The organism is Histophilus somni, assembly GCF_014202395.1.
Classification (GTDB): Bacteria; Pseudomonadota; Gammaproteobacteria; order Enterobacterales; family Pasteurellaceae; genus Histophilus; species Histophilus somni.
On the sequence record NZ_JACHGQ010000003.1, the window covers coordinates 114,238 to 129,358 of the forward strand.

Annotated in this window: 11 protein-coding genes; 7 read left to right on the forward strand and 4 right to left on the reverse strand. The window is 35.7% G+C overall.

Annotated elements, in window-relative coordinates:
* Positions 1 to 202 precede the first annotated feature (202 nt).
* From HNR69_RS02825 to hutX, 3 genes are read right to left on the reverse strand one after another with little or no spacing between them, the layout of a single operon-like run.
* Positions 203 to 3,562, reverse strand: coding sequence for a TonB-dependent receptor domain-containing protein (locus tag HNR69_RS02825; protein WP_183405640.1), 3,360 nt, complete (start codon positions 3,560 to 3,562; stop codon positions 203 to 205).
* A gap of 21 nt (positions 3,563 to 3,583) precedes the next feature.
* Complete coding sequence (hutZ, locus tag HNR69_RS02830; protein ID WP_011608875.1) at positions 3,584 to 4,105, reverse strand: heme utilization protein HutZ; 522 nt, start codon at positions 4,103 to 4,105, stop codon at positions 3,584 to 3,586.
* A 17-nt stretch (positions 4,106 to 4,122) separates the two neighbouring features.
* Positions 4,123 to 4,617 (reverse strand): heme utilization cystosolic carrier protein HutX, encoded by a 495-nt coding sequence (gene hutX, locus HNR69_RS02835; RefSeq protein WP_011608876.1) that lies wholly within the window; start codon positions 4,615 to 4,617, stop codon positions 4,123 to 4,125.
* Between the two features lie 202 nt (positions 4,618 to 4,819).
* Between hutX and rlmE the strand changes: the two genes are divergently transcribed.
* The 3 genes from rlmE (at position 4,820) to HNR69_RS02850 (ending at position 8,539) form a co-directional block, all read left to right on the forward strand.
* Entirely contained in the window at positions 4,820 to 5,449 is a 630-nt protein-coding gene (gene rlmE, locus HNR69_RS02840; protein WP_012340354.1) for a 23S rRNA (uridine(2552)-2'-O)-methyltransferase RlmE, read from the forward strand.
* Positions 5,450 to 5,579: 130 nt separating this feature from the next.
* Entirely contained in the window at positions 5,580 to 7,409 is a 1,830-nt protein-coding gene (gene ftsH, locus HNR69_RS02845) for an ATP-dependent zinc metalloprotease FtsH (protein ID WP_075293954.1), read from the forward strand.
* A 332-nt stretch (positions 7,410 to 7,741) separates the two neighbouring features.
* Positions 7,742 to 8,539, forward strand: coding sequence for a LicD family protein (locus HNR69_RS02850; protein WP_075293774.1), 798 nt, complete (start codon positions 7,742 to 7,744; stop codon positions 8,537 to 8,539).
* Positions 8,540 to 8,884: 345 nt separating this feature from the next.
* Here HNR69_RS02850 and HNR69_RS02855 read toward each other — a convergent pair whose 3' ends face one another.
* The gene (locus HNR69_RS02855) at positions 8,885 to 11,023 is read right to left on the reverse strand and encodes a TonB-dependent hemoglobin/transferrin/lactoferrin family receptor (protein WP_157666561.1); all 2,139 of its coding nucleotides are present in this window, start codon (positions 11,021 to 11,023) and stop codon (positions 8,885 to 8,887) included.
* Between the two features lie 310 nt (positions 11,024 to 11,333).
* On the opposite strand from HNR69_RS02855, the gene folP reads away from it, so the two are divergent.
* The 4 genes from folP (at position 11,334) to HNR69_RS02875 (ending at position 15,031) form a co-directional block, all read left to right on the forward strand.
* Complete coding sequence (gene folP, locus HNR69_RS02860; protein WP_087449194.1) at positions 11,334 to 12,161, forward strand: dihydropteroate synthase; 828 nt, start codon at positions 11,334 to 11,336, stop codon at positions 12,159 to 12,161.
* 90 nt (positions 12,162 to 12,251) lie between these two features.
* A complete protein-coding gene (gene glmM, locus HNR69_RS02865; protein ID WP_075293776.1) occupies positions 12,252 to 13,586 on the forward strand; it encodes a phosphoglucosamine mutase in 1,335 nt (444 codons plus the stop codon).
* A 13-nt stretch (positions 13,587 to 13,599) separates the two neighbouring features.
* Entirely contained in the window at positions 13,600 to 14,067 is a 468-nt protein-coding gene (sixA, locus tag HNR69_RS02870) for a phosphohistidine phosphatase SixA (protein ID WP_012340375.1), read from the forward strand.
* A gap of 4 nt (positions 14,068 to 14,071) precedes the next feature.
* A complete protein-coding gene (locus HNR69_RS02875) occupies positions 14,072 to 15,031 on the forward strand; it encodes an AEC family transporter (RefSeq protein ID WP_135026460.1) in 960 nt (319 codons plus the stop codon).
* Positions 15,032 to 15,121 lie beyond the last annotated feature (90 nt).

A 15,121-nucleotide genomic window follows, 5' to 3' on the forward strand; every position in this document is an offset into this window, starting at 1 on the left:
AGCTAACATACCATTTGAGCAAGTTATTGACAGATACCTAAACGAAGTAACATCACAAAAAAGTAGGAGTAGAGTGTTCCGAAATAATCACATCATCATTGAGTACTTTTACCGATATTTTTTTATTCACCTTAACTATTCTACTTTTCAAAAGATTGTTTATAAAAGAAAGCCTGTTTTCACAGGCTTCCTATTTATCTCATTAGAATGTTAGCTCTGCACTAAGTTTGAAGTTACGACCTGGGGCATTGAAGCGGTTGAAACCTTTGCCGGAGACGTAATCAATTTTATTGCTTGTGCCAAATTGTCTAATTGAACGAGCAGAATCCCAAGTTACATATTTGCGATTAGTAAGATTATAAACGCCAAATTGTAAGAGCAAATTTTTGATCGGTTTGGCGTAAGCGATGACATCAACCAAAGTGTAAGCATCACTTCTCCATCTAATAGAACTATCAGTGGTTACATTAGTATTACCGATATTTTCGGGATTAATTCTTTTTTCTTCAATTTGTGTTCCTCTCCACGCATCATTATATGTATCAGAGGCTTTTTTAGCGGCAACACGAGTTACATATAAATCCACACCAAATTTATCATTTTTATTATGATAACTCAGCCCATAAATGCTTGTTTCTGGCTGAATAGCATTCATTGGAGCGGTAACATTAATAAATTCATTTGGGTTTGCAGGGTCTAAATACTCTTTAACTTTCACTTGCCCTTTTTGCTTACTGAATTTATAACTAACATCAAATTCACTCAAGGCTTTATGCAAAACGCTCAAATTTAAACGAGCGTTAATCTCAATCCCACTTGATTTAGCGGATTCTCTGTTTATATTTTGCCTAATTTCATATGGAGTTTTACCACCATTTGAATTTTGGTGATACCCAATCGTTCTGGCAAAATCAATGAAGTTTTTATACTTCGTTTCAAAATAATTGAGGGTAATAAAGCCAAAATCTTTATAGAAAGTTAGTGCGATTTGATTAGTTTTAGCTAACTCTGGCTTTAATTGAATATTAGGTACAACATGTAAAGTATCTCCATAGTTAGGGTTAAAATCCCCCATTTTAAATGCGAAATATATTTCATCTGATGTTGGGGCTCTAAAACCTTTTGAGTGTTTAAATTGTAAGCGCATAAAATCAAAAGGATCTGTATTTACACCAAAAGAATAGGAATGTGCAGAAAAATTTTTTTCTTTAACAAAGGCATCAATATTCGCTTGATGACGAGCCAATTTATTTTTCTCACGAATAAGTTTATTTTCTTCCGCAATTTTTTTATTTTGTGCAACAGCGTTATCATACGCTGCTACAGAAGCCATATATTTCCTGTGGCTATCTTTATATTTATCTACATTATTATAACCATACTCCCAGATCTTAGGTTCAGGTAATTTTTCTGGTAGTGCGACTTCTGGTTTTAGTGGATAGGGATCTTTAAAATCATGAGCGAATCCACCGACAATATCATCTGGAATTTTTGGGGTGACACCGGCAGTATAGCTAGGCTGATATTTAATTTGATCATAACGATAGCCCAACTCGAAACTAATACGATCATTCAATTTAAAATCATCCGCAAAATAAAGGGCCCTTGAAGTTGCTTTAACAGGAACTAAGAAAGAGAAAATATTGCTTTTACCACATAGACTAGAATAACTTGTTTTACAATTCTCCGGATACAATGCCCACCATTTGACATTGATAGCTGAATCACCCGATTGATTAACCATTTCTTTTTGGGATTTAGACAAAGAGCCACCGTAACTTATATTGTGATCCGTTTTCCCTAACGCAAGATATTTTGTGAAATCTAAATTAAATTGTTTGGTGTTTGTGTTCAAAGAGCGGTCTGTCCAAAGATTTTGGTTAAAACCCAAAGTTGAAGGTAAAATTAATCTATGTGAATCTAGTCCCGAGCCACCACTTTTTAATATCGCTAAATTACGCTCTTTATCTACTTTAAATCCCAATCTTTGGGGCTTATTGTCTTTATCAATAACAGTTATTGTCGAGTCACCCTCTGCATCTTTGTCTGTGGAATCACAATTAATGCCATCACAAGATAATAAAAGAGGTACATTTGTTTGGTGTTTCTTAATCCAATTATTGTTTTCCTCAAGAGTTAAGTCAGAATAAATTTGACCATTTGAAATTAATTGCTCCGTAATTGTTTTTGCATATATAGATATCCTACACTTATCAGGGTGTTGAGAAGATTTATCTTTATAACAACTTGTTACATTAGTAGGGACATCCTTTAAAACTCTTAATTTTTCATATTTCTCTTTTATATCATCAGGTATCTTCTCGTTCCAAGTATCAAATACATCTTGACTAATATATTCATAATAAGTGCGTTGCTGATTTGAATATTTATATGTAATAGGATTTCCATCTTTATCAACTAATTCATTATTTTTATCGTATTTAATTCCCAATGGATTTAATGAACCAATACATTTATCATTCCCATCACAATAATCTTCATTTCTAGCTCTTGTTTTAATTTTTTGCTCGGAATAAGTAAATTTCATCGTATCCCATAAAGGATTGCTAGAATAATTTTCATAAGAGAATGCATAGTTGGTTCGTTTTACCTGATCATCATTATGACGATATTCAAGTTCGGGAGGATCATTTGATTTTTGGAGACCGGTTGCTTTTAATGTATAGGAAAGATCTGCTCCTTTAGAGCGGCTATCATATAAATCGGCGGCAACAGTAAAGCGATGATTTTCTGTGGGTTGAAAAGACAATTTTAGTAATGTACTGTCTAAATGTTTGTGATAAGGATCTGCTTTTTCTCTTCTTTTACCTTGTACTGTGGCATCAAAATGGTTATAACCATAGTTCTGTAGTTCATGACCATTACGTTTTGTTTTCACTAATAAGGCATCAAACCATTTATAACGACCGGCTAAGGTCATGGAATCTATATGTTGACGATCCGCACTGTTGTAACCTTTTTTGTAAGAAACATACCAGTCTTTCTCTGTGAGAAAATCTCTGGCGTCCTTCGTTTTAAAAATGACAGCACCGCCTAATGCACCACTGCCCACTTTGATTGAATTAGCTCCTTTAGCAAGTTGCACTTGTTTCAGCGTTTCAACTTCCGCACTATTTCTCGTATTATTAAAATTACCATAGCCTTCAAATAATTCTTTAAAGCCCTGAGAACTCAACGTTTCCGCTTGGTGTAAACCATCTATCGTAATGGCAACTCGGTTTTCATCGACACCTCTCATTGCATAACCACTGGTACCGAATCGTCCTTTTTCCACAACAGTAATTCCCGTTTCATAACGCACTAAATCACGAGCATCCTGCACTTGCTGACGTTTGAGTTGTTTTGCACTTTTAATTGTTTCGCCGACCTTTTTTTGTTGTATATCTTGGTCATCTAAATCTGATACAACTTTAATCTCACCTAACTCCGTGATAGTTGAGTTAGTTTGAGCCTGAGAGGGGGGAAGTGAGCCATAAACGGACAATACCATTGTGGCTACGATAGAGAGTTTTATTTTATGAGGTGCATGAATTTCAAACATATTTCTGCCTTGCATTAAAAATTAAGTATTTTGATGGCCTTCAACCAAATGAACGAAGCTCACTAAATCTTCATTACTTACTTGGAAAGCTTGACCAAAACCTTTTACAAATAAACCTTGAATCGGTTTAAAACTAAATAAATAAAAATCCTTATAAGTACTAATTTCATCAATTAATGCACCATGGCGTTCTCTAAGAACAGCAATACTTGCTTTCCATTCTTCGGTTTCACGTTCAATCACACGAGATGTGGCATCAAAAGATAAACGACGGCGAGCAAAAATCTCACGACTTTTACTTTCGTCTTCAATAAGCATTAAGGAAACTTTAGGTACTTCCTGTAAATTACGTGCGTGACGGGCAATAGTTGAAATAAAAACCTGATATTCTCCATTAGAAATGGCGAATGGGGCATAGCTCACATTAGGTGTACCATCTTGTCCAACGGTGGCTAACATAATGGTTTTGCTTTGTGCCTTTAATTCTTGAATTTCTGGGCCTAATCGATTTTGTAATACTTCTTGACGGTTTGTTGCTGTCATTTTGATTTCCTCGTTAATTAAATAAATTGCTTAAATTTTTCTACTTGGTGCGGGAATAACTGACGTTGTTCATCACGACCAAGATAGACCTTAAAAATGGTTTGTCCGTTGTTAGCAATAAAGGCGATGTTGTAACTTTCTTTGCCTCTAAATGGCAAACTGACAAATGCGATTTGGGCGAGATTGCTGAGTTTCAAATGGCCATGTAAGGTGCCTTCATTATCTTTCATGTTGAGGTTGTAATAACCACGCCCAACCATACCTGTTGGAAAACGATCTTTAATTTCAAAAATTGAACCTTCTTTTTCAATAATGGTTGTAAAAGTTCCCCATTCGCTAATTTCAGTCATAATTTCCACCGCTCTTTCAGCAGAGAAAATTCGCACAAATTCCTCAGGTAATGCACAAAGAATATTGCCTTCCGGTTGCTGAAAATGTTCCGCCATCTCAAGCGTGATAGAAAGAGGGTTTTGAGCAATGTAATCTGCGATTTGCTGTTTTAATGTGTGCATATAAGTTTTACTTAAATTAGAAATTTTATTTCATAACTGATAATTATTCTTAATTGTATTTGAATTTATCTACTTTGAAAAGAGGGGAGAAGTGGAGTTGAATCGATAATTATTATAATTTTTTAATTTAACGTTTTTTAGATACTTGAAGTCTAAAATAACAACCTTATATTACGAAAACTGCTACAAGAATTAAAAAATTATGGGAAAGAAAAAACGTTCAGCAAGCTCCAGCCGTTGGTTAAATGAGCATTTTAAAGATCCTTTTGTGCAAAAGGCACATAAGCAAAAACTTCGTTCAAGAGCTTATTTTAAATTGGACGAAATTCAGCAATCAGATCGTTTATTTAAACATGGTATGACGGTTGTTGATCTTGGTGCTGCACCGGGAGGTTGGTCGCAATATGCTGTTAGACAAATTGGAGATCTGGGTCGAGTAATTGCTTGTGATATTTTGGAAATGGATCCAATCGTCGGTGTTGATTTTTTACAGGGCGATTTCCGTGATGAAAATGTATTACAGGCTTTATTGGAGCGTGTCGGTGAGAAAAAAGTAGATGTGGTTATGTCTGATATGGCGCCAAATTTTAGCGGTATGCCAGCGGTAGATATTCCTAGAGCAATGTATTTAGTTGAACTTGCCCTTGATATGTGTAAACAAGTGTTAGCAACAAATGGATGTTTTGTCGTTAAAGTTTTTCAAGGAGAAGGGTTTGATGACTATTTAAAGGAAATTCGATCATTATTTAACACAGTTAAAGTACGTAAACCTGAGGCATCACGTGGACGATCCCGTGAGGTATATATCGTAGCTATGGGTTATATGGGATAGAAATAACTGGTCTGTTGTCTTATTAATAAATAATGGCCAATTAATCTGATAACTTTAAATCCAAATAGATTTATAGTATCTTATGAAAAATTTTTAATTACTGAAATATGGAGTTCAAACCTTGAACGATATGGTGAAAAATATAGTCCTTTGGATCGTAGTCGCTGTTGTCATGATGACAGCCTATCAGAGTTTTAGCGGAAACTCATCAAATAACGCAATTGATTACACCACTTTTATTAGCGATGTAGAAAATAACCAAGTTTCAGCCACTAAATTTAATGAGGTCGGTGAAATTTTTGTAACTAAAAAAGATGGTTCAAAATATACGACAGTTCTTCCTACACCGTTAGAAGATCGTAAGTTATTAGATGATCTGATTAAATCAAAGGTGAAAATTGATGGTGCATTGCCTGAGCAACGGGGATTTTTATCGCAAATTTTAATTTCTTGGTTTCCAATGATCTTATTAATTGGCGTTTGGTTCTTTTTTATGCGTCAAATGCAAGGCGGTGGCGGCAAAGCAATGAGTTTTGGTAAAAGTCGTGCCAAAATGCTAACGAAAGAACAAATTAAAACTACTTTTGCCGATGTTGCAGGCTGTGATGAGGCTAAAGAAGAAGTCGGTGAAATCGTTGATTTCTTACGTGATCCAAGCAAATTCCAAAAGTTAGGTGGTAAAATTCCAAAAGGAATTTTAATGGTTGGACCTCCCGGTACAGGTAAAACCTTATTAGCAAAAGCTATCGCCGGTGAAGCACAAGTACCATTTTTTACGATTTCAGGATCTGATTTCGTAGAAATGTTTGTTGGTGTAGGTGCTTCCCGTGTCCGTGATATGTTTGAACAAGCGAAGAAAAATGCACCTTGTTTGATTTTTATTGATGAGATTGATGCGGTCGGTCGTCAACGTGGTGCAGGTCTTGGAGGAGGGCATGATGAACGTGAACAAACCTTGAACCAAATGCTTGTTGAGATGGATGGCTTTGAAGGCAACGAAGGTGTGATAGTGATTGCGGCAACGAATCGCCCTGACGTACTTGATCCTGCGTTGACTCGTCCAGGACGATTTGACCGTCAAGTCGTTGTTGGATTGCCGGATGTACGTGGTCGTGAGCATATTTTAAAAGTTCATATGCGAAAAGTGCCTGTGGCGGATGATGTTGATGCAATGACATTAGCTCGTGGTACACCGGGATATTCAGGTGCGGATTTAGCTAATCTTGTGAATGAAGCCGCACTATTTGCCGCACGTACTAATAAGAAATTGGTTACCATGTTAGAGTTTGAAAAAGCAAAAGATAAAATTAACATGGGACCAGAACGCCGTTCTATGATTATGACCGATAAAGTGAAAGAGAGTACTGCTTACCATGAAGCAGGGCATGCAATCGTTGGTTACTTAGTACCTGAACATGATCCCGTACATAAAGTGACTATTATTCCTCGTGGACGTGCTTTAGGCGTAACTTTCTTTTTACCGGAAGGTGATCAAGTTAGTATTAGCCAGAAACAATTGGAAAGTAAACTTTCTACTTTATATGCGGGTCGTTTAGCTGAGGAGCTTATTTACGGTGAAGAAAATATCTCAACAGGTGCTTCTAATGACATCAAAGTAGCAACTAATATTGCTCGTAATATGGTAACGCAATGGGGTTTTTCAGATAAATTGGGACCGATTTTATATTCAGAAGATGAAGGCGAAGTGTTTCTAGGTCGGTCAATGGCGAAAGCTAAACATATGTCTGATGAAACCGCACATACGATAGATGAAGAAGTAAGATCAATAGTGAATCGTAATTATCAAAGAGCAAGACAAATTCTGATTGATAATATGGATATTTTACATGCAATGAAAGATGCGTTAGTAAAATATGAAACTATTGAAGAAGAGCAAATTAAGCAATTAATGAATAGAGAACCGGTTGTCGCTCCTCCAGGTTGGACTAATAATGAGTAAAATTTATTTGTAGTTTTGGCAACGCTTAGTAAAATCTTCCGACTATGTTGTAGGTTCTGATTTTTTAATAAGGAAAAGGGATTAAACGTCGGTAATGTAACAGAAGTAACCCCAAACAATTATTCTTTATTTTTGGTAGAGTATGAATTTGGGATTTTGTTACGAGACGGTGGAAGAACAGTTAATAATATTACAAAAAACATAATAATTGGGGCTATCTACTATAGCCCCTATTTTTATTGCAATTTAGATAAAGTTTATTTTTTATCGTTACTGAGTTTTTTATTGAAAAATAAATGTGATTAAAAAATATAAAGACTGAGAGTATAGTTATGAAAAAAATTTTTTTAAAAGAATTACAAATGATTTCTTTAGATATTTTGGATTATTTTCATCATATATGTGAAGCACATAATATACAGTATTCACTGGGGGGGGGAACTTTGATTGGTGCAATTAGGCATCAAGGTTTTATTCCTTGGGACGATGATATTGATGTATATATGTTGTGGAGTGAATACCAAAAATTTGTCTCAGTTTGGAATAAATTATCACATAATTTCTATAAACTATCTCCTATTGAAACTTTTGATGGGGATGTTGTGGGGGAAATGGCTAAAATTTATGATGAGAGAACTTATTTATCAGAAAAACATAGGGCAAGTCATATATTTATAGATATTTTTATTTTAGATTATGTGCCTAGTGATTTAGGTATTTTGTATAAATCTATGAAGAAGCATCGTAGATTAACACTTAGGTTCAAGTCTTTAAGGAAACGTTTTTATCGAGCTAAAGATAAGAGCGGTTGTAAAAAAATACTTGGTAAATTATCACAAATTTATTATGAAAAAATGCAAGCTAATCTCAGTCGATTAAGAGAAACGTACAATGAAAAAAACAGTGATAATATCGGTCTTTTTTTATCTGATTATGCTTGCTGGAAAAAATCTTATATGCCTAAAGAATATTTTCGGTCGTTTAAAAAAGTTAAGTTTGAGAATAAATATTTTTATGTAACGGAATATTATCATCAGCACTTAACAGATTATTACGGTGATTATATGACATTACCGCCGGAAGATGAAAGATCTCCTAAGCATGGAATAGAAGTATATTGGAAAGAGTGAGGTTACAAAATTTTATGGCTTATTTTTTTATCTAAATTAACAGCAAACAATAAAACAATAGATAACTTAGAGAAACAAAATGTTGTAAGTTAGATTAATTGAAGGACTGGATTTTGTATGTTAAATGGACCCAGTCCTTTTAGTTTGATACAAATAATATTTGTAATAAATTTCTGTAATTTTTATTTTTTAAAGATAATGTAGAGCTGAAATAACATGTGTAATGCTATTAAAAGGTTAGTGGGGTGATACATTTTTAGTTAATTGAAAAAGTATCACCTTCGTCCATTAGATTTTAGCCCGATTTTTAGGTATAGCCAGTAAAATTGGTCATGTTTCCTATTATTAAAATTTCATTGAAATACTCATCTTAACATTACGTCCAACACCTGAAACTTTTGCACTTAGATAAGGGTTGTACTTGCGATTAAAGATATTGTCTATGCTTAGAGAAAGCTTCATTCCGTGTATTTTCTTAGGTTCCCATATGGCAAATAGATGATGTAATGAGTAGCCGCTGGATTTAGGAAGTGACCAATACCCTGCTTCAGGATCGTTATCGATAGGTGATCTATCTTGGCGACGGAAAAACTCACCTTGCCAACCAATTGATATATTCCATTTGGGTAGGTTTGTACCTAATGTAATTATTGCCTTACGAGGAGGGATCTCTGCTATCCAAGTTTTGCTGGCAAAATTGGGATCTCTAGGAGATGCCTCTCGTTTACCTTTAATGTACGAATAAGCGATGCTACCAAACAAATATTTAGACTCATAATAAGCTTCTAAGTCTAAACCATAAATGTCATAACCGGGTAAATTACGATAATTACTGATAGGTTTGGTATCATGAACCACACCTCTTGTCTTGAATATTTCGTCTTGACCATGATTATTAAATGCTGTGGTTCTAAACTGTAAATAGTCATTGTCAATCAATAGATTTGTAAAATTCAGGATGGCTCCAAACCTTAAGGCATTTAAATTTTCTTTATCCAAATTACGGCTTGTACCGGTAATTTTTGCTTTGGCATATTGTACTTCATATTGTTCATCAATTACAGGAGCACGCCATGAGCGACCGAAATCACCGAAGAAACGAAAATTATCTGAAATTTTCCATTGCAAACCTATATACGGCGACCATCCGGTATAGGTTTTTGCTGTATAATCGTGCCCTGCCGGCAAATTATTATATATTGGAGCAATATTTTCTTTACCCGCATTACGAACATGGTCATAACGCAGTCCTAATTTGATGATGAAATTATTTAATTCCATGTTATCTTCAATAAATATACTGCGTCTATATTGTACCCCAGATGGCATATAATAAGGCTGATACCAACCAAAATTATACTCTGCACGTGTCGATTTTGAGGGATCCCACATCATGATATCTCGTTTACCCCGATGATATTGTATTCCTGTCTGTAAGGTATGTAGCATAATACCGGTGGCAAACTGTGACGTATTATTTAATTCAAATTGAGTATCTTGATATACTGTGTTGCTTGCATTTCCCATACTGGCAACAAAGAACTTGGCAGCCTCTTTATGACGTTTATCCACTTGTTTTGTTCTTGCCCATCCAATTTTTGCTTCTAGATTAATTAAAGGATGATCTGATATGTAAGTCCAGTCTAGAGCAACACTTTCATCAGTTAGTTTGCGGTATACCAGTTTCCTTTTCCAAGCAATATCTTCTCCCCATTTTTGTATGTCGGATATACTTGGTGAGGGTAAATTATCACGCATAGCGGCAAATGGTGTCCAACCGGAGTTATTGGAGCGTACAGCTGAAAGCGTCAATTGTTGCTTATCTGAAGGATAAAAATTGACTTTTAATAGATAGCTCTTATTGTCATTTTCAGAGTATAAGAAACGAGAACCATCGGGGCGTTTTATGTTCTGGCTATTACGAACGGTTGTGTAAAATAAGCCCTCTAGATTTTTTGCTTGATTGCGTAGAAAAATTGCACCGCTCCAAATATTCTGTTTATCATTCGTATGGTAACTATATTTAGCAAATCCACCAACATTTTGATTTTCATTGAGAAAGTCGCTCGGATTTTTAGTCATAAATTTTAAGGTTCCGCCAAATCCGCCATTCCCATATTTTGTAGAAAAGCTGCCTTTATCAACCTCCACCCGACGCAGTAATTCCGGTTCTATAAATACAGATCCTTGACGATATCTTTCAAAGTTTTTTTGTATACCGTCTAATTCAATACGGACATCTTCACTATCACCAAATCCCCAAATATTGATATTTTGACCTCCCGGTCTAGGTGAACCGGACATATTGACACCGGGCAAAACATTAACCAAGGCTGCGGCATTGTCAGCTTGCTGTCGGTCAATATGTTTTGTTAATAGTGTTGAACGTCCGATATCATACTGTTCATTTTGAACTAAGATGACAGGAAGAGCGTCGTATTGTTGAGCGATTAATTTGCTTGTATAAAACGTAGATGAAAGCAATATAGTGATGATGTATGAAGGGGGGGGGGGAATTTAACAAATTTATTGCACATGACTATCGTAATTAATGTAAATAATTGGGAATATAACTAATTATCATTTTAATGTAAAGATTTTTATCCGAGAGAATAAAAAAGAATATGAATTGCATAAACATTCAATATAGAGTTCAAAGGTAAGCTACTTTGGGCGTTTTTCAGTGTTTTATTCATTATTTTTGTATTTATTCTCAAAAATTTTTTTATTTTTGTTCATTCCAATATTCCGCTATAATTGACCGCACTTTTAACTTGATTGCGTAGCAGAGCAAATGAAATTACAAGCAAACAATAAAACTTTGGATCTTACTTTACCTAAAATCATGGGAATTTTAAATTTTACCCCTGATTCATTTTCTGATAGCGGACAATTTTTTCAGCTGGATAAAGCACTTATCCAAGCTGAAAAAATGCTGAAAGCTGGTGCTTCAATTATTGATATTGGTGGTGAATCCACCCGTCCTAATGCGGCAGAAGTAAGTTTGGAGCAAGAATTGGATCGTGTTGTGCCTTTAGTTGAAGCTGTAAGAAAACGTTTTGATTGTTGGATTTCAGTAGATACCTCTAAAGCTGAAGTAATGTTGGAAAGTGCTAAAGTCGGTATGGATATAATCAATGATATTCGTGCATTACAAGAGCCTAATGCCTTAGAGACAGCGGTAAAATTAGGGTTACCGACTTGTATTATGCATATGCAAGGGCAACCTCGTACAATGCAACAAAATCCCCAATATAATAATGTAGGGCAGGAAGTATTGGAATTTTTACAAAATCACACCGCACTTTGTTTACAAGCGGGCATGAAAAAAGAAAATATTATTTGGGATCCCGGTTTAGGTTTTGGTAAAACTGTGCAACAGAATTATAAATTATTACAGCAAGTTGCCCGATTTTGTCAGCAGGATATTCCTGTTTTAGTGGGGTTATCACGTAAGTCTATGATTGGTGCGGTGTTGGATAAACCTGTAGGACAGAGAGTAATAGGAAGTGCGACAGGTGCATTACTTGCGGCAATGAATGGTGCAAAAATTTTGCGTGTACATGATGTTGATGAAACATTAGATGCATTGAAAATTTGGCAAGCAACAGAACAGGCTTAGTTTTAAAGAGTTGTTCTACAATAAGTTGATTTCACAGAGTGAAGGATAATTTTGCTTCTCTTGCGTTGATGAATAATCAAGGAACGAAAAATGGCGGAACGTAAATATTTTGGAACTGATGGTGTGCGTGGCAAAGTAGGAAGTTATCCTATTACTCCCGATTTTGTGCTTAAATTAGGTTGGGCGGCAGGTAAAGTGTTGGCCACGAAAGGAACGGGTAACGTCTTGATTGGTAAAGATACACGTATTTCCGGATATATGTTGGAATCTGCATTAGAAGCCGGGTTGGCGGCTGCAGGACTATCTGCCGCATTTACCGGACCAATGCCAACACCGGCAATTGCTTATTTAACACGTACTTTTCGTTCGGAGGCGGGAATTGTTATTTCTGCTTCACATAATCCTTTTTATGACAATGGAATTAAGTTTTTTTCTGCACAAGGTACAAAATTACCTGATGATGTGGAAGAAGCAATAGAGGCTATGCTGGAACAGCCTATGGATTGTGTTGAATCAGCTAAATTGGGGCGTGCAAGCCGTATTAATGATGCGGCAGGTCGTTATATTGAGTTTTGTAAAAGTACTTTTCCGGCACATTTAAGTTTAGATAAGTATAAAATCGTGGTGGACTGTGCAAATGGTGCAACTTACCATATTGCACCGAATGTCATGCGTGAACTTGGTGCAGAAGTTATTGAAATTGGTACGCAACCTGATGGTATGAATATCAATGAAAACTGCGGTGCAACAGATATCAAAGCATTACAAAATAAAGTATTGGAAACAAAAGCTGATATCGGTTTAGCCTATGATGGCGATGGTGATCGCTTAATTATGGTTGATCATTTTGGTAATAAAGTTGATGGCGATCAGATCTTGTTTATTATTGCTCGTGAGGCGTTACGTTCAGGTAACTTAAAAGGTGGCGTGGTGGGCACGTTAATGAGCAATATGAGCTTAGAGCTCGCTTTAAAGCAATTGGGAATTCCATTTGTTCGTGCAAATGTAGGTGACCGCTATGTGTTAGAAAAAATGCAAGAATATAATTGGATTTTGGGTGGTGAAAATTCAGGTCATATTATTATTGCGGATAAAAATACTACCGGAGACGGTGTGATCGCTTCCTTGGCGGTATTAGCTGAAATGGTGCAACATAAATTGTCTTTAAACGAATTAGCAAGTGCGGTGAAATTATTTCCACAAGTGTTAATTAATGTACGTTTTGCAGGTGGTGCAAATCCATTGGAAAGTGATGCAGTAAAAGCAGTTGCAACAGAGGTCGAAAAACAACTTGCAGGCAAGGGCAGAATTTTATTACGCAAATCCGGAACGGAGCCATTAATTAGAGTGATGGTGGAATGTGAGGATGCTGAACTGGCACAGCTCAGTGCAGAAAAAATTGCTGAGGCAGTTAGATCTAATTAGGTGTAATAGGATAATGAAAATATTTGTAATGCGGCATGGCGAAGCAGAAGTGATGGCTAATTCGGATAAAGAACGCCGTTTAACCTCTCGAGGTCGGTTGCAAGTTAGCGAACGAGGTTATTGGTTAAAAACGGTTATTCCTGATTTTGATAAGGTTTTGGTAAGTCCTTATAGAAGAGCGGTAGAAAGTTTTGAAAAAATCGATGAGGCTTATCATCATCAACTAAGTTCAAAACAGGAAATTTGGGAAGGTATTACACCTTATGGAAGTAGTCATTTGGTGATAGATTATTTATCCGTATTGGCAAATAAAGGTGTTGATAAGGTCTTGATTGTTTCACATTTACCTTTAGTGTGGGATATTGTCACAGAATTGTGTTCTAAACGTAGCCCTATCAGTTTTTATCCCTCTACAATTGTTGGTTTACAGTGGGATTGTGAGCAAAGTGCGGTCATTACGGAGATAAAATATCCGGAGTAGTAATATGCAAAATAACGATTTCTTATCCGCCTTTATTTTTTCAACCAGCGTTACTCTGCCGACATTGTTAATGCTGATGTTGGGTGTTACGTTACGAGCAAAACGAGTCATTGATGATCGTTTCAGCGGACAAGCGACTAAAATTATTTTTAATATTACCCTGCCTGTTTTATTATTTTTAAGTATTTTTAAAAATCCTGTGGATTATAGCCAACAAGTGCCTCTTTTATTGGTAGGAGTGGTTGGTACATTAATTTTATTTGTTGGTGCTGAGATTTTTGCCGCAAAATTTGTTGTCGATAAACGTGAAAGAGGCACTTTTGTGCAAAGTGTTTATCGAGGTAATAACGGCATTTTAGGTTTAGCATTTTGCATTAATGCTTATGGGGATTTAGCGTTGGCACCGGCGTCAATTTATGCGGCTGCATTAACTTTTTTATATAATATTTTAGGTGTTATTACGCTAAGTCGTTCTTTATCCGATGGTAAAGTCGGTGTCAAAAAAATTGTTTTCAATGTTTTAAAAAATCCATTAATTATTGGTATCTTACTCGGTATTTTGGCAAGTTTTAATCAGGTGGTTTTTCCAAAAGCAATCTTGACGACCGCTGATTATCTTGCGAGCATGACCTTACCTTTAGCATTAATTTGTACCGGTGCCAGTATTGATGTGAAAGGATTATTTAAGATTAATGCGGTATCTTTATGGGCGAGTATCGGACGATTACTGGTCGCACCTATTTTTATGGTAGTGATTGGCAAAGTTTTAGGTATCACCGGTATACATTTAGGTATCGTGTTATTGATGTCTTCAACACCTTTAGCAACTGCGGCTTATGCCATGATCAGAGGAATGGGAGGCAATGCTGTAACAGCTGCGAATATTATTGGGTTGACAACTTTTGGATCTATGTTTAGTTCTGTTACAGGTCTGTTATTACTGAATCAAATAGGCTGGATTTAAATAATTTTTTCGTTTTTATTTGATTTTGTTATTATTCGGTAACGTTTATATCGTGAATTTATTTTTTGGCAAAATATAACCGCACTTTGG